General features: G+C 71.9%; 21 protein-coding genes and 1 pseudogene. 6 read left to right on the top strand and 16 right to left on the bottom strand.

Annotated features, from left to right (window positions below):
- Positions 1–27 precede the first annotated feature (27 nt).
- Positions 28–909, bottom strand: a complete 882-nt coding sequence (locus IF78_RS0134120; protein WP_051828369.1) for an MHYT domain-containing protein — start codon at positions 907–909, stop codon at positions 28–30.
- A 329-nt stretch (positions 910–1,238) separates the two neighbouring features.
- On the opposite strand from IF78_RS0134120, the gene IF78_RS0134115 reads away from it, so the two are divergent.
- Positions 1,239–2,135, top strand: a complete 897-nt coding sequence (locus tag IF78_RS0134115; RefSeq protein ID WP_031486299.1) for an arginase family protein — start codon at positions 1,239–1,241, stop codon at positions 2,133–2,135.
- Positions 2,136–2,264: 129 nt separating this feature from the next.
- Positions 2,265–3,476 carry an SLC13 family permease gene (locus tag IF78_RS0134110; protein WP_199921441.1) on the top strand — a complete coding sequence of 404 codons (1,212 nt, stop codon included), beginning with the start codon at positions 2,265–2,267 and terminating at the stop codon, positions 3,474–3,476.
- Between the two features lie 46 nt (positions 3,477–3,522).
- On the opposite strand, the gene IF78_RS0134105 is transcribed toward IF78_RS0134110, so the two are convergent.
- Positions 3,523–4,320 carry a DUF899 domain-containing protein gene (locus tag IF78_RS0134105; RefSeq protein ID WP_031486297.1) on the bottom strand — a complete coding sequence of 266 codons (798 nt, stop codon included), beginning with the start codon at positions 4,318–4,320 and terminating at the stop codon, positions 3,523–3,525.
- Positions 4,321–4,629: 309 nt separating this feature from the next.
- On the opposite strand from IF78_RS0134105, the gene IF78_RS46750 reads away from it, so the two are divergent.
- On the top strand, positions 4,630–4,935 hold the full coding sequence (locus IF78_RS46750) for a hypothetical protein (protein ID WP_234439921.1): 306 nt from the start codon (positions 4,630–4,632) through the stop codon (positions 4,933–4,935).
- A 56-nt stretch (positions 4,936–4,991) separates the two neighbouring features.
- On the opposite strand, the gene IF78_RS0134095 is transcribed toward IF78_RS46750, so the two are convergent.
- From IF78_RS0134095 to IF78_RS0134060, 8 genes and pseudogenes are all read right to left on the bottom strand, one after another.
- Complete coding sequence (locus IF78_RS0134095; protein ID WP_037641869.1) at positions 4,992–5,888, bottom strand: hypothetical protein; 897 nt, start codon at positions 5,886–5,888, stop codon at positions 4,992–4,994.
- Positions 5,889–6,245: 357 nt separating this feature from the next.
- Positions 6,246–6,476, bottom strand: a complete 231-nt coding sequence (locus IF78_RS0134090) for an MFS transporter (RefSeq protein WP_031486295.1) — start codon at positions 6,474–6,476, stop codon at positions 6,246–6,248.
- Between the two features lie 43 nt (positions 6,477–6,519).
- The gene (locus IF78_RS0134085; protein WP_031486294.1) at positions 6,520–7,740 is read right to left on the bottom strand and encodes an RNA-guided endonuclease InsQ/TnpB family protein; all 1,221 of its coding nucleotides are present in this window, start codon (positions 7,738–7,740) and stop codon (positions 6,520–6,522) included.
- A 137-nt stretch (positions 7,741–7,877) separates the two neighbouring features.
- Positions 7,878–8,840: pseudogene (locus IF78_RS44100) on the bottom strand (MFS transporter); the annotation flags it as partial.
- Between the two features lie 130 nt (positions 8,841–8,970).
- Positions 8,971–9,384, bottom strand: coding sequence for a hypothetical protein (locus tag IF78_RS0134075; RefSeq protein WP_031486293.1), 414 nt, complete (start codon positions 9,382–9,384; stop codon positions 8,971–8,973).
- A gap of 107 nt (positions 9,385–9,491) precedes the next feature.
- Entirely contained in the window at positions 9,492–10,682 is a 1,191-nt protein-coding gene (locus IF78_RS0134070; protein WP_031486292.1) for an MFS transporter, read from the bottom strand.
- Between the two features lie 122 nt (positions 10,683–10,804).
- Positions 10,805–11,560, bottom strand: coding sequence for a dienelactone hydrolase family protein (locus tag IF78_RS0134065; RefSeq protein WP_031486291.1), 756 nt, complete (start codon positions 11,558–11,560; stop codon positions 10,805–10,807).
- Positions 11,561–11,685: 125 nt separating this feature from the next.
- Entirely contained in the window at positions 11,686–12,306 is a 621-nt protein-coding gene (locus IF78_RS0134060) for an L-threonylcarbamoyladenylate synthase (RefSeq protein ID WP_031486290.1), read from the bottom strand.
- A 124-nt stretch (positions 12,307–12,430) separates the two neighbouring features.
- On the opposite strand from IF78_RS0134060, the gene IF78_RS48620 reads away from it, so the two are divergent.
- Positions 12,431–12,568, top strand: coding sequence for a hypothetical protein (locus IF78_RS48620; protein WP_158751559.1), 138 nt, complete (start codon positions 12,431–12,433; stop codon positions 12,566–12,568).
- A gap of 134 nt (positions 12,569–12,702) precedes the next feature.
- Positions 12,703–14,235: a helix-turn-helix domain-containing protein gene (locus IF78_RS0134055; protein ID WP_031486289.1), complete on the top strand. Its 1,533-nt coding sequence runs from the start codon at positions 12,703–12,705 to the stop codon at positions 14,233–14,235.
- Between the two features lie 125 nt (positions 14,236–14,360).
- On the opposite strand, the gene IF78_RS0134050 is transcribed toward IF78_RS0134055, so the two are convergent.
- Genes IF78_RS0134050 through IF78_RS0134025 form a run of 6 tightly spaced genes read right to left on the bottom strand, consistent with a single transcriptional unit; the run spans position 14,361 to position 19,889 of the window.
- On the bottom strand, positions 14,361–15,593 hold the full coding sequence (locus tag IF78_RS0134050; protein WP_031486288.1) for a cytochrome P450 family protein: 1,233 nt from the start codon (positions 15,591–15,593) through the stop codon (positions 14,361–14,363).
- Positions 15,590–16,864, bottom strand: a complete 1,275-nt coding sequence (locus IF78_RS0134045; protein ID WP_031486287.1) for a cytochrome P450 family protein — start codon at positions 16,862–16,864, stop codon at positions 15,590–15,592. The genes IF78_RS0134050 and IF78_RS0134045 overlap by 4 nt, the downstream gene beginning before the upstream one ends.
- Before the next feature lie 5 nt (positions 16,865–16,869).
- Positions 16,870–17,499: a GTP-binding protein gene (locus IF78_RS0134040; RefSeq protein ID WP_031486286.1), complete on the bottom strand. Its 630-nt coding sequence runs from the start codon at positions 17,497–17,499 to the stop codon at positions 16,870–16,872.
- Positions 17,471–17,833: a DUF742 domain-containing protein gene (locus tag IF78_RS0134035; RefSeq protein WP_031486285.1), complete on the bottom strand. Its 363-nt coding sequence runs from the start codon at positions 17,831–17,833 to the stop codon at positions 17,471–17,473. Before IF78_RS0134035 ends, IF78_RS0134040 begins: the two co-directional genes overlap by 29 nt.
- Positions 17,830–18,252: a roadblock/LC7 domain-containing protein gene (locus IF78_RS0134030; protein ID WP_031486284.1), complete on the bottom strand. Its 423-nt coding sequence runs from the start codon at positions 18,250–18,252 to the stop codon at positions 17,830–17,832. The genes IF78_RS0134035 and IF78_RS0134030 overlap by 4 nt, the downstream gene beginning before the upstream one ends.
- Positions 18,249–19,889, bottom strand: coding sequence for an ATP-binding protein (locus IF78_RS0134025; protein ID WP_031486283.1), 1,641 nt, complete (start codon positions 19,887–19,889; stop codon positions 18,249–18,251). The genes IF78_RS0134030 and IF78_RS0134025 overlap by 4 nt, the downstream gene beginning before the upstream one ends.
- A gap of 530 nt (positions 19,890–20,419) precedes the next feature.
- Here IF78_RS0134025 and IF78_RS0134020 point away from each other — a divergent pair.
- Positions 20,420–22,159 carry a fatty acyl-AMP ligase gene (locus IF78_RS0134020; protein ID WP_031486282.1) on the top strand — a complete coding sequence of 580 codons (1,740 nt, stop codon included), beginning with the start codon at positions 20,420–20,422 and terminating at the stop codon, positions 22,157–22,159.
- Positions 22,160–22,242 lie beyond the last annotated feature (83 nt).

The raw sequence follows: 22,242 nt of genomic DNA, 5'->3' as shown, positions 1-22,242 counted from the left end.
GCGCGTCGCGGGCTCCGCCTCCCCGGGTCACCACTTGGGGACGGTCGGTTCCCGGCGCGGCGGCTGGGCGTCGGCGGTGGGTGCCGTGAACTCGCCCTCCCCATCGGCCCGTTGCCACGAGGGGCCGCTCGGTTCCCCGGTGCGCGTGGAGGCGCCGGACCGGCTCCACTCGCCCTCTCCGAGAACCAGCAGCGGGTCGAACATCACCACCACTCCGGCCAGCAGGAGGAAGATCGCCGGCCCCAGGAGCATGGGCAGTAAGAGCGAGGTGGGCGAGTCACCGGCCCACGACGCGCCGGTCCGGCCGTGCAGATGCACGCTGACGGCGGCCATGCCCGTGTAGTGCATCCCGGAGACCGCCACCCCCATGACCATGCTGGCGCCCAGGCTGGTCAGGAAACCGCGGATGGTCACGGCCGCCCACAGCGCGGCGGTCGCGGCGACGATCGCGATCAGGATCGAGAGCCCGACGGTGAACACGTCGTACCGGATGCTGCCGTCGAGGCGCATCGCCGCCATGCCCAGATAGTGCATGGCGGCCACACCGAGCCCGGTGATGACACCGGCGCTGGTCAGCGCGCCCTTGCCCGCGCCCAGATAGCCGACGATGAACACGCCGATGCCGACCACGACGATGGCCACGGCGAGGCTGATGACGGTGAGTCCCGCGTCGTAACCGATCCGGGCCTCCTCGACCTGGAAGCCGATCATCGCGATGAAGTGCATCGTCCAGATGCCGCAGCCGATCGAGGCGGCGCCGAGCGCCAGCCAACCCGCCTTCCACGACTGTTCGCTGAGCAGCGTACGGACGATGCACCGCAGTCCCAGCGCCCCTCCCAGGCAGGCCATCAGATAGGCCGCCACCGGGGTCACCGCACCATAGCGGAACCCGTCCACCGTGCCTTCCATAAGCCAACTCCCCCCAGAGTCCTGGCCAGTTGCGGGGCCAGTTGTGGAGCAAGGTGTACGGGGCCGGGTTACGCGAAAGCAAGCCTTTACCGCCGGTAGCAGTTGAGCTCTGCATCACCGTGGGTCAACTCCGGTCACACAGCGATGAGTTTTGGCCAGTAGGAGGCTGGGCTCGGGAAGCCCTGCTAGGGGAGCGCACCGCCGAGCCGTGAGCGCGCCCTGCCCCGCCCCTGCCCCCGGCCGGCCTCGAGTGGTGACCGGCCTCCGGGTGTGGGACAGATGGAATGAGGGCGGCAGTGGACAGGGAGCAGCGGCGGAAGGGAGCGGAGATGCGGGAAATCGCGATCATCGAGGCGCCGTCCGTGCTCGGACTGCGACCCTCGGGGGTCCAGGACCTGCCGGCCGTGCTGCTCGACAGTCACCTGGCGTCCACTCCCGGCGCGGTACGCGCCGGCCGGATCGAACCACCCGCCTACGACCCGACGAGGGACGCCGGCACCGGGGTGCTCAACCCGCACGCCATCGCGGAGTACTCCGCCCGACTGGCCGACGCGGTCGGAGAAGCCCTCGACGCGGGCCGCTTCCCCGTCGTCCTCGGCGGGGACTGCAGCATCCTGCTCGGCAACCTCCTCGCCCTGCGCCGCCGCGGACGCCACGGCCTGCTGTTCCTCGACGGGCACACCGACTTCTACCAGCCCTCGGCGGAGCCGGCCGGTGAGGCGGCCTCGATGGAACTCGCCCTGGCCACCGGCCGCGGCCCCCGGCTCCTCACCGACCTCGAGGGCCGCGGCCCCCTGGTGCGGGACGAGGACGTCGTGGCCTTCGGCTTCCGCGACGCCGCCGAGTCCGCCCAGGCGGGTATGCAGCCGCTCCCGGCCGGGCTGCACGCCGTCGACCTCGACGCCGTACGCGCGTCCGGCGCGGGCACCGCGGCGCGCCGGGCGGTGGACCGGCTCGCCGCCGGTGCGGGGGCCGGGTTCTGGATCCACCTCGACGTCGACGTCCTGGACGACGCGATCATGCCCGCCGTCGACTACCGCCAGCCCGGCGGCCTGACCTGGGACGAACTGGAGAGCGTGCTGCGGACGGCGCTGGCCGACGCGCGCGCCGTGGGTCTCGACGTCACGATCTTCAACCCTCGCCTCGACCCGGACGGCACCATCGCCGCCCGCCTCGCCGAGTGCCTGCGCCGTGGGCTGTCGGTGCGGACCGCCGCACGGGCCTGAGTAATCTTGGGTTACCCGGATGACCAGGTGGTTTGTGCCACTGCCGCGTTCACCGGACACCCTCGATCTCGAAAGGCTCCGACCCTGAACGGCTCGCTCACGGAAGTACTCTCGGCCGTCCTTCTCGTGATGGTGCTGATATGCGCGGTAGTGCGTCCCTGGGGACTGCCGGAGGCGGTCGTCGCCGTCCCGGCGGCGGGGGTGGTCATCGCCACCGGGGCGATATCACTTGATCATGCCTCGGACGAGGCCGCCCGGCTCGGGCCGGTGATCGGCTTCCTCGCCGCCGTCCTGGTGCTGGCCCGACTGTGCGACGACGAGGGCCTGTTCCAGGCATGCGGAGCCTGGATGGCGCGCACCGCCGCGGGGCGGCCGCGCCGGCTCCTCGGGCAGGTGTTCGTCGTCGCCTCGCTCATCACCGCGGTGCTGAGCCTGGACGCCACCGTGGTGCTGCTGACCCCGGTGGTCTTCGCCACCGCCGCCCGGCTCGGCGCCCAGGCCAAACCGCATGTGTACGCCTGCGCCCACCTGTCGAACACGGCCTCCCTGCTGCTGCCCGTCTCCAACCTCACCAACCTGCTGGCGTTCGCCGCGAGCGGGCTGAGCTTCACCCGCTTCGCCGCGCTGATGGCGCTGCCGTGGGTGGTCGCGATCGGCATCGAGTACCTGGTCTTCCGCCGGTTCTTCGCGGTGGATCTGGACGCCGGCGCACAGGCACCTCCCTCCGCCGGCCCGCCCGAGGTGCCGCTGTTCGCCCTCGTCACGGTGGTGGGCACGCTGGCCGGGTTCGTGGTGACCTCCGCGGTGGGGATCGACCCGGCGTGGGCTGCCCTGGCGGGGGCGCTGGTGCTGGCCGTCCGCGCCCTGATCCGGCGCCGTACCACTCCCAGGGCCCTCGTGCGGGCCGTCGGCCTCCCGTTCCTCGCATTCGTCCTCGCGCTGGGGATCGTGGTGCGGGCGGTCGTCGACAACGGGCTGGACGGCACCCTCGGTCACCTCGTCCCCGACAGCACCGGACTGCCCGGGCTGCTGGGCATCGCCGCGCTGGCCGCCCTACTGGCGAACGTGATCAACAATCTGCCGGCCGTGCTGGTGCTCCTGCCGCTGACCGCCGAGGCCGGGCCCGGTGCGGTGCTGGCGGTGCTGCTCGGCGTCAACATCGGCCCCAACCTCACGTACGCCGGGTCCCTGGCGACGCTGCTGTGGCGGAAGATCGTGCACACGCACGACACCGACGTCGAGCTGGGCGAGTTCACCCGGCTCGGCCTGTGCACGGTGCCTGCCGCGCTCACCTGCTCGGTGCTGGCGCTGTGGGGCGCGCTGCAAGTGATCGGAACCTGATCAGCGCCCGATCGGCAGTGGCCGAACAGCATCCCTGCTCCGGGCGTCAGTCGTCGTACTCGTCGGGCAGACGCAAGGCGGGCCCGCCGGCCTGCAGACCCAGCGGCACCGCCCGGCCCTTCGGCTCCTCCCACTCCTCCTGGCGGCCGAGCGCGGTGAGGTCGAGGTACGGGATGCCGTAGTGGAACTGCTCGATGCCACGGCCGAACGTGGAGTACGTGTGGAAGACGTCGTCCCCGACCCGCAGAAAGGCGCTGATGCCCGGCCAGTCGCCGCGCATCCCCTCCGACCACGGCATGCCCGCCTCCGCGAGCTCGGCCTCGTTGCGGTGGAAGACCTGCACCGGCGCGACCCGCTCGTCGACGGTCGCGTGGAAGTCGTAGTTGAAGTCGCTGCCCGCCGAGGAGTACCAGGGGAAGGCCCACTCCATCCGTGCGCGGTACGCGGCGATCTTCGGGTACGGTGCCCGGCTCACCGCCACCAGCGTCGTGTTGCGGGCATGCAGCTGCCGCAGTCCGCTGATGCAGTCGGCCGCGGAGGAGCAGCTGGGGCAGCCGGAGTCGCGGGGGTGCTCGATGCCGTCGGCGTCGATGTCGTACGTCCACATGAAGTGGTGCATGACCAGCTGGGGGCGCCCCTCGAACAGGTCGGGCAGGCTCACCGTCCCGTCCGGGCCCTCGAAGGCGTACGCCTTGTCGACCCGGACCATCGGCAACCGTCGCCGCTCGGCGTTCACCCGGTCACGCGCGCGCGTGAGCTCCTTCTCCTCGGCCAACAGCTCCTTGCGGGCGGCGAGCCACTCCTCGCGCGACACCACGTCCGGCAGGTTCGCCATCGAAGTCATGTCCCGGTCCTCCCACAGGTCTCGTCCTACGAGCAGCCGAATCGACCCCACTCCAGCTTGCGCCCGCCCCCGCCCGCGCCGCACACCGGGCCGGTCCGGATGTCAGCGGGTTCCCCTACTGTGCTCGGCCATGACCCATGACGTGCGTCCAGCCCGCGGACGCCATGGCCCTGGGCCTACGATCGCCTGCGCGATCCTGCGGGCGCGAGGCGTCGCATCCCGTGCCCGGTGCGGTTTCGGCACCTACTTCCAGCAGGGGCGCGGCTTCGATCAAAGGATCACCGAGTACTGGGACGACGGCCGGCGTCGATGGGCGCGTGTCGACACCAAACATCTCGACAGCGACTTCGTCGGGCGGGCGGCACCGAGCACGCCCTGGGGCCGCACGAGATCAGCGGCAACGTCGTCCGTGACCTCGCCGCGCTGTGCAAGCGGGAGACTCTGAACTGGGACGAATGGGGCCGGATGACCGCGGCGTACGAGGGCAGGACCGGCCCCGACTACGACCGGCTGATCGACGTGGTCGCCGAGGCGTGCGCGGAGGACGATCCGGCCGCCTTGATACTCCTGTCCGCCCACGAGGACCTCGCCGTACCCCGGCACATCACCGGTTGAGGTGGGCGGCAGCCGGATGGCCGGGCGGCGGTCGGATGGGACCGACAGAGATTCCCCTAACGCCTGCGTGCGCTCAGGCGTTTCACCTCCCGTGCGGCCTCGCGTTCCGCCCGCTCGGCCTGGGCCACCGCGTCGGCGGTCGTACGGCTTCGTTCCTCCGCCTGCCGTTGTTCGCGGTCGGCTCGCCGGAGCTCTTCCCGGGCCTGGCGCAGCCGCTGTTCGGCGTCCGACAGCTGCTGCTGGGCCTGGTCGTGCCGGTCTCTGGCCTGCTGCAGCGCGTTGTCGGCGTCGGCTTGCTCGGCGCGTCTGTCGTGCAGCCGCCGCGCGGCCTCTTCCGCTGCTCTGTGGGCCTGATCGAGCTGTTCCTGCCGCTGCCGCCGCCGTTCGGCGAGTTCGTCCTTCGAGCCGGCTCGCGCCGGCGGGGCCGCTGGCGTTGCCGCTTTCGTGCTCGGTTTTCGCGGGGCGCCGGACGCCGGAGCGATGTCGGTGGGAAAGTCCGACGGCGGGGTGAGGGCGCCCGTCAAGCGGCCGCCGGCCCACCTGTCGGCGGCCTCCGGATCGGCGAGCACGGCACGCAGGGTGGCCTCGACGTCCTGCCGCACCGTGGCCGACAGGGGGTTCCCGGCCTGATGGGCCAGCTCCGCGGCCTGCTGGGACAACGCGGACACCATGCGCCGACGCCGGTCCGCCAGCTCCTTGATGCCGGTGGCGTCCAGGGAGTGGTACGCCTCGCGCAGAGCGGGTCCCAGTTCCAGCAGCCGCCGGCTCTCCTCCGGCTGGGAGCGCAGCAGCAGGTTCGCGGCCCAGGCCGCCAGGGTGGGGCGGCGGGCAGCGCCGATACGGCGGGCGTCCTCGCCGTGGCCGCCCGACTTGGCCGCGGCCGCCATCTCCGCGCGGCGGACGACGAATTCGGCCGGAGGCGTGACGTAGAGCTCGTCGAGCACCGCCTCCACATCGGACTCCCCGGCGCCTCGCGCCCCTTTGCGGCTGCTCAGGGTCCCCACATCCCCGGCCGAGCCTCATGCCACCGGCGCGGACCCGACTCGGCGGCGCCCGAGGCAACCCAGTCGGCCAGGTGATCCCATCCGGCCGACGCATCCCATCCGGCAAGGGCATCCCAGCCGGGCAAGGCAACCCAGTCGGCAAGCGTGGCCGTCCGGCCACCGGCCCCGGACGGCAGACAGACGATCACGCGGTGCTCGGACATGGCACCAGCCTCACCCGCCGCCGGTGCCCCCGCACCCCGGACCTGCCGATCGGCAGCCGACGCGGCGGGACACGTCACCCGCGGCAACACGTGCGGGTCGGTGTCACCAAGGCCGGCCCGTCCGCTGCCCGGGTGTCCTGGCCTGTTGCGCGGCTACGGCCATGACGACGGCGGAGATCAGGACGATACCGGCGCCGACGTAGAGCGGTGCCGTGTAGCCGAGGCCCGCCGCGATGGCCAGGCCTCCGAGCCAGGCGCCGAGGGCGTTGCCCACGTTGGACGCGGACACATTGGCGCTCGCGGCCAGTGCCACGCCCTGGGCGAAGTCGGTCACGCGCGTGTTGACCTCCTCCCCGGGCTGAAGCCCGGGGATTCCCCTATGCGGGGGTTCGGCCGGTTGCCCGGCTTACGGGTTCCTGTTTCACGGACCGGCTGTTGCCGAGGTCTCCGCAGGCTGACACGGCATGTCCTGCCGCGTGTTTGATGTTGATGGCCGCGTTGACGTCGGCATGCTGGCGGTGTCCGCAGTCTGGGGCTTTGCACGCGAAGACCGATTGGCTCTCTCGGTTTCCTTCAGTGACAAGGCCGCAGGCGGAACACCGCTGCGACGTGTACGCGGGATTGACCTTCACCACCGTCGTGCCGGTGTACCGGGCGGCGCTGGTGAGGGCGAGTTCGAGGCGGTGCCATCCCTTGTCCAGGATCGCGCGGTTCAGGCCCCGTTTCTGGGCCGCGCGGGTACCCGGCGTCTCGATGGTGCCGGATGCCGAGGCGGACATGTTGCGAGTCTTGAGGTCTTCCAGGACCACCACGGCGTTCTTGGCTGTGATCTGGGCGGCGGTCCGGGCGCAGAAGTCGCCCCGCCGGTCCGTGACCCGTCCCATGATCCGGTTCATGCGGGCGTGGACCTTGGCCCGGCCCGCGCTGCCCTTCTTCGTGCGGGCGTACTGCTGCTGAAGCCGGCGGTAACGACCGGCCTCGCCGGGGGTGATGAACTGGCGGTCGTGGAAGTCTCCGTCCGAGGTGACCGCGGCCGTCTTCACTCCCCGGTCGATCCCCACGGCCGTGCCCGGCATGGCGTGCCGCTCGGGCGTGGCCGCGCCGTCGTCCACGAGGAACGACACATACCAGCGTCCGGCCTTACGGCTGACGGTCGCGGACCGGATCCCCCCGCCCAGCGGCCGGGACCAGCGAAAGCGCGCCCATCCCAGCTTCGGCAGCTTCACCCGGCCCCACTTACGCCCGAGGCGCTCCACGATGACAAGGTTTCCGGCCGGGAACCTGAACGACGGCGCCCAACGCGCCTTCGAACGCCACCGCACAGCGAAGGTGCCGTGATCCCGGCAGGCCCGGTCCAGATCCCTGAGCGTCTGCTGAAGCACGTGCGACGGCGCGGCCTTCAGCCACGGGTGCTCGCGCTTGGCGTCGGCCAGCTCGGCGGCCTGCGGCACGTAGTTCATCCACGCACCCCGCCTCCGGTACTCGCGCCGCTGTTCCAGGGCGATGTTCCACACCGACCGGCATATGTTGCCGAACTCCTCGCACATCCCGGCCTGTTCGGGCGACAGGTCGAGCAGATAGCGACGACCAGCCAGCATGAGAACACCCCCCTTCGACTGATGTGATCAACCTAGTACATGACACTGACAACGCAGCGAACTCCGCCGCTGCGCGGCTCCGGCACGAGGATGAGCTAACCCCCAGCTAAAGCAAGGGGCCTGCGCTCAAGAGAGCCGATCAGGCCGGGCACGCCGGCGAACCCGAACAGTCCCATCAAAAAGGTCAGGACGACCGATGCGGTCGCGCTGGCGGCCAGCAGACCGAACACGGCCAGCGTGACGGTGAGTCCGAGCAGGGAGAGCACCAGCGCGCGGTCACGGTCACCGTCCGCGGCCCGTCCGCCGATCAGGTTCCCGACGACCAAGCCCACGCCGTACACCATGAGCAGCCAGGCCACATCCGCCGGGGAGAAGCCACTGACCTCGGTGAACGTGTAGGCGATGTAGCTGAACGCCCCGAACATCCCGCCGTAGCCGAGCGCGGTGGCCGCCAGGGTCAGCCAGACCTGCCCGGACCGGAAGGCACGGACCTGGGCACGCAGGCCACTCGGCGGCATCGCACCGGAGCGACCCGTCGGCAGGGGTGCCCGGCCCGCCCAGCCGGGTACGAGGACGGCGATTCCCACAAGTGCCGCCACGCCGATCGCGGTCACCGCCCAGAAGGCCGCCCGCCAGCCCCAGCGCTCACCGACCAGCGCGCCGAACGGCACGCCCAGCACGTTCGCGACCGTCAGACCGGCGAACATGACCGCCACCGCGCGGGACTTCCTCTCCGGCGCGACCAGGCCGCGCGCGACGAGCGAGCCGATGCCGAAGAACGAGCCGTGGCACAACGCCGCCACGACCCGTCCGAGCAGCATCACGGGATAGCTCGGCGCCAGTGCGGACAGCAGATTGCCGACGACGAACAACGCCACCAGGCCGACCAGGACGCTCTTGCGGGGCAGCCGTGCCGTCGCCGCGGTCAGCGCGATCCCACCGATCGCGACACTCAGTGCGTACCCGGAGATCAGCCATCCGGCGGCTGCCTCCGACACCTCGAGACTTGACGCCACCTGCGGCAGCAGCCCGGCGATCAGGAACTCCGTCAGCCCGATGCCGAAACCGCCCAGCGCCAGGGCGACGAGCCCACCCGGCAGCCGCCGCTGTTGTTCGCCCATGGGCCCACCCTCACCGCCGCCGATGGCTCCGTCGATGGACAAAGATCGACGACGCTTGGACGAATGTGAGAGCGGACGGCTGCCGACGGGTCATGCCGTCATGCGTTGGCTAGGCCTGAATCCACCGCCGCAGCGCCTCGACGGTGTCCTCCGGCGAGGTGTTGAAGCACAGCCGGATCCCGGGCGCCTCCTCGGTCAGGACGTTGACCAACCGCTCGAACAGCAGGGTGTTCTCCGGCAGCATCCGCACACCTCCGCCGATCATCGCCAGGCCGAACGTCTGCTGCCGAAGCTGCTCGCGGACCGTGGCCTCGGCGCTGTCGGGAGAGTTGTCGATCAGGCAGGGCACGGCATCGAACCCCGCGTCGCGCAGCGCCGCGTTCGCCGCCCCGATCCGAGCGGTGAGCACCGACTCGTCGACACCGTCGGGCATCCAGCTGTAGTCGAGCGCACTCGGATGCAGCCCGATGGACAGCACCTTCGTGCCGACCGGAAGCGCGGTCGAGGTCGTGGGTCGGCCCATGGACGGTGCCCTCTCTGTGCGCGGCATGGTCATCTTCCCGGTGTATCACGGAAGTTGGGCGGCCGGCGCGCTCGGTCGGACAACGGGTGGATGATCTCCGTACGCGCTCATGCCCTCGCCGGCACAGGCCGGCGCAGGAGATAGGCCGCCGCGCCCGAGACCAGGACGGTCATGCACGCGATGAACACCAGCCCCGCGTTCTCCAGGCCGATCGGGCCGGTCAGCAGTCCCACACCGATCACCGGCACCGAGATGCCGCCGTAGGCCACCACGAACAGCGTCGAGATCACCGCGGCGCGGCGGTCCGCCGGCGACGCCTCCGCCACCGCGGCCAGCGCCCCCCGGAAGGCCAGCCCCTGCCCGCCCCCGCCGACGAGCGCGCTCAGCACCACCAGTGACATCAGATCCCAGTGCAGCGCCCCCGCGAGCAGCGCCAGCCCGGCGAGGAGCCCGGCGCAGCCCAGCGGCAGCGATCGGCTCACCCCGACGGGGCCGACGGCCAGTTGACCGGCGGTCGAGGCGAAGAAGGCCAGCGCGACGACCAGCCCGCTCACGGCGTGGTTGTCCACGTCCAGGAACTCGGCGAGGAACTCCGGGCTGACCGACGTGAACACCCCGAACAGCGCGAACCCCACGAACGAGGCGATCGCCGCCGGCCCGAACACCGCCCGCACGCGCCCGGGCAGAGCGGGCCGCTGCGGCCGCACGGTGCTCAGCGGCCGCCGCTCCCGCACCGTCTCCGGAAGCCGCCACAGGACGACGGCCGAGCCGGCCACCAGCGCCAGATGCACGACGAACGGCAGGTACAGCGGCCATGCGGCGTACTGTGCGAGCACCCCTGCCAGCAGCGGACCACAGCCCAGTCCGCCCATGTTGGCGGCCGTCGCCACGAACGTGGCCCGCGAGGCGCCCCCGCGCGGCGCCAACTCCATCACGTACGCCGTGGCGGCCCCGGTGAACAGACCGGCGGACAGCCCCGACAGCAGCCGCCCCGCGTACAGCCAGCCCAGCCCGGTGGCGTACAGAAAGCAGACGGCACTCGCCGCCGCGCACCCCAGACCCCACATCAGCACCGCACGCCTGCCCACCGCGTCCGAGGCATTGCCCACCAGCAGCAGCACGCCGATGACCCCGAAGGCGTAGACGGCGTACACCACGGTCACCGTCAACTCGGAGAACCCGAACTTCTCCTGGTAGAGGGGATACAGGGGCGTCGGCAGGGTGGTGCCGGCCATGCACACGGCGAACACCGCCCCGCTGAGCACACAATCCCGCCACCCTCGGCGATCACCGTCCACGCCGCCGACGATAACCCCGTACGCGGCGTCGGCCCGGACCGGCACGCCACCGGTCCGGCGGGGTCGGCCGAAGGCCAGGAGACCACGGTGGGAGCCGACTCCCGGGGGACGAGCCGAGCGGCTCAGAACGTCCGCTTCAGCAGATCGAGCAGCGCCGCCCAGTGCCGCTCAGCGGCGGCCTCATCGTACGCGGCGGTGTCGGCCTGGGTGTAACCGTGGTGGGCGCCCTCGTAGACCTCGTACCGGTGGCGGACCCCGGCCGCGGAAAGCGCGGTTGCCAGGCGCTCCATCTGCTCGGGCGGCATCGAGGGGTCGGCGTCGGCGTGCCCGAAGTACAGCTCCGCCGTGACGTGTTCGGCGACCAGGTGCGGGCTGTCCGGCGCGTCGGTCGCCAGTTGGCCGCCGTGGAAGCCGGCCGCGGCGGCGACCCGGTCCGGGTAGGCACCGGCGGTGCGCAGGGCGAGCCGCGCGCCCATGCAGTAACCGGTGAGGGCGACGGGGCCGTCGGTGACCTCGGGCCGCTCGGCCATCCAGCGCAGATAGGCGCCGGCGTCCCGCATCGCGAGCTCGGGCGTCAGGGACCGCATGACGGGCACGATCTTCTCCCACAGCTCCGGCCGCGCCGCGGGGTCGATGAACTCGGGCAGCTCGAACACCGGGCTGGGCCCGTGCCGGTAGAAGACGTTCGGCACGAGGACCGTGTAGCCGGCCTCGGCGAGCCGGTCGGCCATCGACCGCAGATGGGGACGCAGCCCGAAGGCGTCCTGGTAGAGGAGGACGCCCGGCCGGGGCACACCGTCGCCCGGATGGGCCAGGTAGGCGTCCGCCACGCCGTCCTCGGTGGGGACGTCCACGTCTGTTGCCTGTACGGAGGTCATGGGGGTGCCTCTCTGCGCAGTCCACGGCGAACCAGGGTCGCCGACCCGGCGGAAGCGGGCCGCACGCATGGTTGCACGCACCATCCGGACGGGCCCGCGGCACCCCGTCTCCCTTGGGGACCGCTTTACTCGAAGCGGGACGTGTCGCCCGCCCCCTTCCGTACGATCTCGGCTTCCCCGGACGAGAAGTCGATCACCGTGGTGGGCTCGGTGCCGCAGTCCCCGGAGTCGACCACCGCGTCCAGTACATGATCGAGCCGGTCCTTGATCTCCCAGCCCTGCGTCATCGGCTCGTCCTCGTCGGGCAGCAGCAGCGTGCTGGACAGCAGCGGCTCCCCGAGCTCGGCGAGCAGCGCCTGGGTGACGACGTGGGCGGGGATGCGCACGCCGACCGTCTTCTTCTTCGGATGCTGGAGCATGCGCGGCACCTCCTTCGTCGCGGGCAGGATGAAGGTGTAGCTGCCGGGCGTCGATGCCTTGATCGCGCGGAACACGTCCTTGTCGACCAGCACGAACTGGCCGAGCTGCGCGAAGTCCTGGCAGACGAGGGTGAAATGGTGCCGGTCGTCCAGGCGGCGAATGGTCCGGATCCGGTCGATGCCGTCACGGCTGCCCAGCCGGCAGCCCAGCGCATAACAGGAGTCCGTCGGATACGCGATCAGCGCACCGGAGCGGACGCTGTCGGCGACCTGGGCGATGGTGCGCGGCTGAGGGTTGTCGGGGTGCACGTCGAAGTACTTCGCCATTCGCCGAGCCTATGCCCTTCAGGCCCGGCGCAGGCGCAGGCCGGGGCGGGCGGGCCCGGTACGGCGAAAGGGCGCGCGCGGCTTCGTCCCGCCGTACGCCGAACCTGCCCGGGGGAGCGCCCCGATGGACGTGGCCGCAATGATCCGCCGTCAGCAGTGCGGACGGCGGCATGACGCGGCCATGCGCAGGGGTGGCCGCAACCCCGGCAGCCTCTGGAACGACGAGTCGCCGCCCGCCCGCCACGCGGCCTCGCCGCCCTGAGCCGGTCGGGATGAGCGTCGCGATACGGGGAACCCAGTCCCCGATGCGAACGACGGCATACCGCGACGTACGGGTGAGGTAACGTCCCCGAGCGGTACGTCGTGGATGAAGCGCAGGACGAGGTGAAGGCCGACGTGGCTGGCAGAGAGGACGGGGTCCGGCAGGCGGGGGTGAGGAACGCCGACGGCTCGGCGTGGGCCCAGGAGTTGCTGGACCACCTGCGGCCGACGGGGCGTGATGTGCGCCGGGTCGTCGCCTGGCTCGCGGACGCCGTGCAGGGCGTCTGTGCGCTCCAGGACCACACCGGCACCCTCGTCGCCGGCACGCTGCCACCCCTGGACGACCACCTCGTCGAGGCCGTCGCGGCCGGCCGTATCGCCTCCGCCGCCTGGGAGGGGCAGGGCCGTCATCTGCGCCTGGTCAGAGTGGCGTATCCGAACCCCGCGTCGGCGGGCGTCCTCGCGGTGTCGCGCAAGGCACCCTTCGACCGGCGTACCGCCGACATCGTCACGCACACCGTCCAGGTCATCGAACTCCTGCTCAAGGCGGGCGAGACGACCGCCGCGGGCCTCCGGCTCGAACAGGCGACGTCCGATCTGCGCCTGGCGATCCTTCAGCTGCTGATGGTGGAGGACACCGTCTCCGCGCGCCGCGTCGCCGCGGGACTGTGGCCGGGCCTGCTCGACACGGACTCCGCCTGCGTCTACGTCGTCGAAGGGACCGCCGAGGAGCGCGACCGGCTCGCCGACGAGTGCATCGCCGTGACGGGTGAGCGGGCGCTCGTCGTGCTCTGCCCGGCGGTGGACGAGCACGTGATCGTCGTGACGCCCGGCGAGGCCGAGGCCCGGCAACTGCGCTCGCTGATCGGCCCGCGCCCCCGCACCTTCCTCGGCGGCAGCGCCCGGCACAGCCTGGCCCGCACCGCCACCGCGTACGGGCAGGCCGTGAGCGCCCTGGCCGTCGCGCACTTCCGTCCGGACAAGGCCGCCGTCTACGCCGAACGCACCCACCCCGAGCGGCTGATCGACCCGACGGCACTGCGCGGCTGGACGGACGGCCTGCTGCGGCCGCTCGACACCCTGCCGCACCACACCCGCGCCGAGCTGCTCGCCACCACCCGGCTGGGCCTGGAGTTCACCGCCGTGAGCGCGGCAAAGGTCCTCGGCGTCAGCCGGAACACCGTCCGCGCCCGCATGGAACGCGTGGAAGCCCTGCTGCGCACGGACTTCGCCGACCTCACGGCCCGGGCCGTGGTCCATCTGGCGCTCAACATCCAGGTGAGCCTGGCGGACACACCGGCCGGTACCCGCGCCCCGGAAGCGGCGCCCGTGTCGCTGTGCGACCTGCTGTCGGGTCCCGCGATGCGCACATGGGCGCAGGACCTGCTCGCCCACTTGGACAAGGACAGCCGCGACCTGCGCCGTACCCTGCGCGCCTGGATCGTCGAGGGCGGCAACGCCGAGCGAACCGCGCAGCGCCTCGGCGTCCACGCCCAGACCGTCCGCGAGCACGTCCGCAGCGCGGAACCCGTCCTCCAACGGCAGCTTCTCGCCGGTGGCACCGACCTGTACGAGGTCGTCCTGGCCCATCTCGCCCTGGGCGACCTGGATCAGCCCGCACTTGCGGCAGCCAAATCGGGCCTTCCGGACTCACCTGTGCACAGGTGAGTCCCGCGGGCCCCGCAGCGGGCATCGACGCGATACCCAATCCCCCCGCGTAGACGTAAGTTCGACCTGCCGCGGAGGCACGCGACCGGAACGGGGGACCGGTCGCGTCTCCGCGCCGCAAGCCCTCAGGCCCGCAAACGCACGGGGATCTCCTGCCAGCCGAACGCGATGAACGACGGCACCTGACGCAACGCGTCCGCCCCGACGGCCAACTCCAGGCCGGGGAAGCGGTCGAAGAGGGCGGGCAACGCCGTCAGGGCCTCGACGCGGGCCAGCGGGGCGCCGACGCACCGGTGCACCCCGATCCCGAACGCCAGATGGTCGTCGGCCCCGCGTGAGGCGTCGAAGCCGTCCGCGTCCGGCCCGTAGTGCGCGGGGTCCAGTCCGGCGGCGGCGTACGTCGTGATGATCGCGTCCCCGGCCGGCACGGTCACGTCCCTGACCTTGATGTCGCTGACGGCGAACCGCAGGGGCAGTGACGCGATCGACGGGTGCACCCGCAGCGTCTCGTCGATCACCGAGTCCCAGCCGATCTCACCGGAGAGCACGGCCGCCAGTTGCCCGGGGTGGGTCAGCAGGGCCACGACCGCGTTGCCGATGAGGTTGACGGTCGTCTCGAAACCGGCGCCGATCACCAGCAGCAGCGTGTACAGCAACTCCTCGTCGCTGAGCCGGTCCCCGTCCTCGTCACGCACCCGGATCAGCTCGGTCGTCAGATCGTCCCCGGGGTGCTCGCTGCGGTACGCGATCAGCGCCGGCAGCACCGTACCGATCTGCTGCTGCACGAACGCCGCGTGCTCCGGACTCGGGTCGGAGGTGTCCATGATGGCGGCGATGAGCGTCCCGGTCGCCTCCGTCAACTCATCGGGCACACCGAACAGTTCACAGATCATCCGCATCGGCAGGGGATGGGCGAACCCGGCCTTCAGATCGACCACCGCACCGCTGTCGTCGAGGGCGTCGAGCAACTCCGTGGTGATCGCCTCCACGCGCGGCCGCATCAGCTCCGTACGCCGCTGGGTGAAGCTCGGCGCGACCAGCTTGCGCAGCCGGGTGTGGTCGGCGCCGTACGTCGAGAGCATGTTGACCACGCCGACCCAGCCCAGGATCCACCCCCAGGAGGGGTGTTCGCCGATCTCGGGCCACAGCCGCCAGTGCCGCCGGGGATCCTTGCTGACCTGCGGGTCGAGGATGAGCTCCTTGAGGGTGTCGTAACCGGTGGGCGCCCACGCGGGGATGCCGCCGGGCAGCTCCACGGGCACGATCGGGCCGAGGGCACGCAGCCGCGCGCTCTCACCGGCGATGTCGGCGCCGAACGGGTCGATGGCGAAGCGTTCGGTGCGGTCGGTCACGGTCACGACGGAACTCCTGGCTGGTCGGGGGAGCTGGGGCTGAACCGGACGGGCAGGGAGGTCAGTGAGCGGTGGAAGGGGCCGGGCCGCCAGGTCAGGCGGGCGCGTGGCAGGACCGGCTCGAGGTCGGGCAGCCACTGGGTGAGCCGCTCGATCGCCTCGGTGGCGATGAGCAGGGTGTGCTGCCGGACCGGGCAGGCGTGCGGGCCCGCCGACCAGGACAGGTGGGAGGCGTCCCTGGGGTGTCGGCCGCCGGTGAACTCCCGCTCGGCGACGGGTGTAGTACCTCCCATGCCTTCCGGGCTGTGGGCGCGCGCGAGCGCCCCGTAGGAGACGACCACGGGCACCGCGGCCCTGATCCATGTGCCGTGGAAGGACACCGGACCGCGGGCGTAGTGGATGCCGTAGTTGGCGAGCGGCGTCTCGTGGTGCAGGACCTCCACCACCGCGTCCATCACGGGGCGGGCCCCGCTGGTCAGCGTGGAGTAGTAGAGCGGGTTGCCGAGGATGCGGGACAGCGCGTTCGACACCAGGTTGGCCGTCGGCTCGTGCCCGGCGCCGAGGGTGAGGAACACCTGCCAGGTGACCTCCTCGGGGGTGAGCCCCGCGGGGTGGTCCAGGAGCCGGCTGGGCAGGTCGTCGCCCCGCCGCTCGGCCTTGGCCGCGATCAGCTCCAGTACGTAACCCCCGAACTCGGCCTCGCCCTCGGCCGCTTCGGCGCCGCCCTCCATCATCTTGCCCAGCGCCCCGTCGAGCCGGTCGCTCTGGCTGTCCGGCAGCCCGAAGAGGTTGTTGAACACCAGCGCCATCAGCGGCCGCGCGAACTCGCCCACCAGATCGGCCTCGCCCTTCGGACCCATCCGGCCCACCAGAACCCGCACCGCGTAGTGCACCCGTGCCCGCAGATCGTGCGGCTCGATCCGGTCGAAGGTGTCGATCAGCGAGGTGCGGTACCGGACATGGGCCGCACCGTCGGCGAACAGTGTGTTGGGCCGCCAGCGCATCATGCCGAGGACCGGCGAGTCGTCGGCGACCGTGGACTCCCACGGCCGCGGGTCGTGCGAGAACGTCTCCGTGTCGTGCAGCAGATCCAGCGCCGCCCTCCGGTCCGTGACGACGTACGCCGGCACGCCCGGCGCCAACTCGGCCCAGCCGACCGGGCCCTGGGCGCGCAGGGCGTCGTAGTAGCGGTACGGATCCAGCGCGAAACCGTCCTCCCACAGGCGCACGGGCGCCGAGCGGGAGAAGGCCTGCCGGTCGGGGGAGTGGGTGGTCATCCGGGTCACCGGCCCTCCGGAGCGTGACGGTCGATCAGGTGCTGGACCAGCGCGAGCAGCGCGTCGACGGACGAGTCGGCCTCCCGCGCGTCGCAGGTCACCATCGGGGTGCACGCCTCCAGGTCCAGCGCGGCGCGCAACTGCTCCTCGGTGTGGTGCCGGGGCGCGTCGGGAAACGCGTTGAACGCGACGGCGTACGGCAGCCCCGTCTCCTCCACCAGCCCCAGCACGTCGAACGACGCGTCGATCCGACGGCTGTCGACCAGGACCAGGGCCCCCAGCGCGCCGTACGCGATGTCGTCCCACAGTGCCCGGAACCGCTCCTGCCCCGGAGTGCCGAACAGGTACAGCACGACCCCGCCGGGCAGGCTGATCCGGCCGAAGTCGACGGCGACGGTGGTCGTCGTCTTGTCCCGCACCCCGGCGAGATCGTCCACCTCCGCGGACGCCTCGCTGAGCGGCTCCTCGGTGTGCAGGGGCCGGATCTCGGAGACGGAGTCGATCAGGGTCGTCTTGCCCACGCCGAACGGGCCGGCGACCAGGATCTTGACCAGGTCCCGGGCGGTGTCGGGGAGGTGGATGTCCTCGGTGGGACGCGGGGGAGCGCTAGGTGTGTTTGAGGGCGCGAAGGCCATCGGCCACTCTCTTCAGCAGGTCGGGGTCGAAGCGTCCGGCGGGCGGGATCGGGGGACGGGACTGAACCAGTTCCCGGTCGATGAGCTCGGCCGCGAGCACGCGCACCGCGGACACCGGCAACCGCAGCAGTGCGGCGGCCTCCACCACCGTCAGCGAACCTTCGTCCAGGGCGTCCAGCAGGGCGAGTTGGGCGGCGGGCAGACCGGCCGGGGCCGGCGTGCGGGTGCCCATGAGCACGGACAGCCGCTCCAGGTGGGGTCGGCTGGGCCGGGCCACGCCGCCGGTCGACAGATACGCCGGGACCAGCGGGCGGCCGCCACGCCGGCCGGTCATGCCGGCGCGCCGCCGTCGGCACCTCGGGGCGCGGCGGCCATCGCCTTCTCACCCAGCCGGGCCACCTGCGAGTGCACCCGGTGCGCGAGCAGATCCAGGCGCACCTCCTCGTCCCCGTACGCGGCCACGCACGTACCGTGGTCCGTCGGCACGATCAGCACATAGCCGTGGTCCGACTCGATGACCACCTGCCGCACCTCGGCCCGCTCCCGGTCCGCGAACGCGGCCGCCGCGGTACGGCACGCCCCCTGCACGGTGCTCGTGATCGCGGCCACCCGCTCTGCCGAGGGCCGCGTGAGCGCGTCCGTGTACCCGGTCACCAGCCCGTCCCGGGTGAGCAGTACGGCGGCCACCACGTGCGGTACCTGCAGGATCGGTTCGAGCACCCACGCCGTGTCTCCCGCATCGCGGCTGGTCATCGAGCCGTTCCCCCTTCATGGTCGGTCTGATCGAGGTCGTCGGTGGTGGTCTCGCCCCGCTCCCGCGTCGCCCGGACGGCTTCCGGTACGGGCGTGGCGGCGTCGCCGGTGCGCTCGCCGGCCGACGACCGGGCGGCGGACGTCCCGGCCTGCAGCGCGCCCAGCGCGGCGGCGGCCCGCTCCGGGCTGCGTACGTCGGGCCGAGGTGCGGGCGTGTCACCGGATGCCGGGGGCACCCGAGTGCGACGCCGGCGCTGGGGCAGTCCGCCGGCTTCGCGCGGAGCGTGATGCCCGGACGCGGTGCCGGAGGCGTCGGGATCGTGCTCGGCGCCGTATCCGTGCGAGGTGCCGGACGTCTCACCACGGGCGCGGATGGGTTCGTCACCGCGGGCGCCGCCGGGCTCGTCATCACGGGAGCCGACGGACGCCCCGTCGTGCGCGGCGCCGGTCTCCGCGGCCTGTGCGGCGCCGGCCTTCCCCGCCTTCGGGCCGACGGATGCTTCGCTCCCGGAGCCGGCGGATGCCTCGTCCCCGGAGCTGACGGACGCTTCGTCGCGGGTGGCCTTGCGTGTGGAGCGTGGCGCGCTGGCCGCGGGCGGTCGCTCGACCGGGTCGATACGGCTGAGCAGGTGGCTGTCGACCCGCAGCACCGCCCGCACCCCGCCGTACGGTGACGGCGACGACAGGTCCACGCCCAGGTCGAACTGCCGGGTCAGCTGCCCGATCGCGGCGAGCCCCATGCGCGGCGGATCGCCCAGCTCGGTGAGGAGGATCGGCTCGGAACCCGCCACCAGCCGCTGGGCGCGGGCCCGTTCGTCCTGGGTCATGCCGAGGCCCGCGTCGTCGATCGTGACACAGGCGCCGTGGTGGACGTGCTCCAGGTTGACCACGACGTCCGTGTCGGGCGCGGAATGCCGCAGGGCGTTGTCGAGGAGTTCGGCGACGATGATCGCGACCGGCTCGACGGCGTGGGACACCAGCCCGGTCCCCGCCGCCAGGTGGTTGTGGACCCGGACCCGGTGGTAGCCCGCGAGCCGGGCCTGGCCGCCGGTCACCGCGTCCACGAGATGCGACTCCTCGCGGGCGAGCCCGACCCAGGCTCCGCACACCACCGCGGTGACCTGGGCGCGCCGCAGCGACTGCTCGTTCTCGTGGTCGAGCCGGAACAGCGTCTGCGCCAACTCGGGGTCGTCGTACTGCTGTTGAAGCCCCCGCAACGCGTCCTGCAGCCGGTACAGTGCCGCCTGGATCTCGCGTGTCGCCCCGCGCATGCCGGCCTGTGCGGCCGCGTCGACGCGGGTGCGCTGCGCGGTGAGCTCGGTGCGCAGTCCGGACAGGACGTTCTCCAGGGCGAGGCCCAGCGCTGTCCCCGAGGTCTGCGGACGCAGCGGACCCGGCACGGCGACGTGCGGATGCGCCAACTGCCGGGCGGCGGCCGGAAGCCGTTGCGCCGCCAGATGCTCGACCTCGGCCGTCAACGCCTGGAGCGCGTCATGGAGTTGCTGTCGCAACGCGGCGATCTCGGCCCGCTGCCGCGCCTGTTGCCGCTGTGCGCGCAGCAGCCCGCCGCCCAAGGCGAGCGCGGACAGCATGCCGACGGCGAGACCGCCGGTCGCCAGGTCCGGTAGTTCGATCATCGAGTCGGTTCCCAGGGTCGGTTCGGGAGCGGTCGGGCAGGGCTGTGCCGAGGCCGTGGGGCGAGGCGCTCGCAGCACAGTACACACCGTCATCGACCGATCTCGCACGGTCGATCGACACTTCGCTTCGAAAGTGCCGGACTCTGCTCGCTTCTGCGTCGACTGTCTGAATTGCCGTACAGCAAGCGGAAGTTGGGGTGATTGAGTGACTCCGGGGGCCCGTCCGCCGGTATCGGGAGTTATGGCGTTCGTGTGTGAGACCCCTGTTTCGTCAACCACCCTTCGGACACATAGGGTTTACTTCCGTTCGGCCCGTCGGACCGAACGGACTTGCTATGGTGTTACTCGCCGGTAGCAAGCCGTACGGCAGCGCTTGGATCGGCCGGTCGGCGCCACGGCTTCTCGACGGGTCGTCGAGACGTCAGGTCCGGCAAGGGGGCCGGACGGACCGAGGTGTCCGCGCGTCTCTCCGACGCGCCCCTCGAACTCCAGTTCCTCGCCCACCGATCCAGACAGGTGAGACTCGCGACATGGTTCGATCCTTGGTCGATCTGCTGACCACGCATGCTGCGCACCACCCCGACCGAACCGCCTACCGCTACCTCGTCACCGGCGACATCGACGGCGAGACACAGGAGATCTCCTACGGCCGTCTCGCCGACCGGTCCCGGGCCGTCGCCGCCTGGCTGCAGGAACGCGGCCTCGCCGGTGCCCGCGCCATGCTGCTGTACCCGCCCGGCCCGGAGTTCATCTGCGGCTACCTCGGCTGCCTGGCGGCCGGCGTGGTGGCCGTACCGGGCGTGCCCCCGCAGGGCCGCGCGCACAACCACCGCGCCCTGACCAGGATGAAGCGCCTGATCGCCGACGCCGACGTCAAGGTGATCCTGGGCGGCCGCGAGGTGATCTCGGCTCTGTCCGGCATGGCGGAACAACTGCCCGAACTCGTCGACATCACCTGCGTCGCCACCGAGGACATCCCGGATGAGGCGGCCGCCGCCTGGCGCGAACCCGACCTCACCGCCGACTCGGTCGCCTTCCTCCAGTACACCTCCGGCTCCACCTCCGCGCCGCGCGGTGTGATGGTCACCCACGGAAACCTGCTCGACAACGAGCGGGTCATCACCGAGCGCATGGGCCACACGCCGGACGTCATCGCGGAGCACGGCCACGAGATGTTCGTCAGCTGGCTGCCCGTCTACCACGACATGGGGCTCATAGGCCCCGTCCTCAACACCGTCTATCTGGGCGTGACCGCCACTCTCTTCTCCCCGCTGCACTTCCTGCAGCGGCCCGAGCGCTGGCTGACCGCGATCAGCCACTACCGCCCGCACACCAGCGGCGGCCCCAACTTCGCCTACGAACTCTGCCTCAAGCACGCCACGCCCGGGCTCCTCGACGACCTCGACCTCAGCAGCTGGCAGGTCGCCTTCAACGGCGCCGAACCCATCCGCGCCGCCACCCTGCGCCGCTTCGCCGACACCTTCGCCCCGGCCGGCTTCCGCCGCGAGGCCCTTTACCCCTGCTACGGCCTGGCCGAGGCCACCTTGATGGTCACCGGCAGCACGGTCCACACCCGGCCCACGCTGCTCCAGGCCGCCGAAGCCGGCCCGCACGCCGGCCACTCCGACGCGGCGGCCGTCGGCTGCGGTCGCCCCGGCCCGGACGTCACCGTCGTCATCGCCGACCCCGAACGGCGCGAGGAACTGCCCGACGGCGAGGTCGGCGAGATCTGGGTGCGCGGCCCGAGCGTCGCCAAGGGCTACTGGCGCAACGCCCTCGCCACCCGCGAGACCTTCCGCGCCACCCTGACCGGCCACGACGGCCGCTTCCTGCGCACCGGCGACCTCGGATTCCTGCGTGACGGCGAGCTGTTCGTCACCGGCCGCCTGAAGGACCTCATCGTCGTCGACGGCCGCAACCACTACCCCCAGGACCTGGAACTGACCGCCGAGATGGCCCACCCGGCCCTGCGCCCCGGCTGCACCGCCGCGTTCGCCGTCGAAGGGGAAGGAAGCAACGGCGGAGCGGGCGGTGAGCAGCCCGTCGTCGTCGCCGAGATCGCCCCGGAAGCGGCGCCCGAGGCGGAGAAGATCATCGACGTCATCCGCAGCGGGATAGGCGAGGCCCACGGCCTTTCGGTCCGTGACGTCGTGTTGGTCCAGCCCGGCACCATCCCCAAGACATCCAGCGGCAAGATCCAGCGCCACGCCTCCCGGGCCGCCTACCTGAACGGCACCCTCGCGGTGGTCGCCGCGCCCGCCCTGAGCTGAAGAAGCGCCCGGGCCAGCCGTCGTACGTCGACGAGTCCGCCGTACGACGCCCGCCGCAGCCGTACCGGAGCACGAGGCCTGCG

Origin of the sequence: Streptomyces bicolor (assembly GCF_000719285.1) — a bacterium.
Classification (GTDB): Bacteria; Actinomycetota; Actinomycetes; order Streptomycetales; family Streptomycetaceae; genus Streptomyces; species Streptomyces bicolor.
Note: the sequence above shows the minus strand (reverse complement) of the source record. Positions and strands in the feature narration are given on the sequence as shown.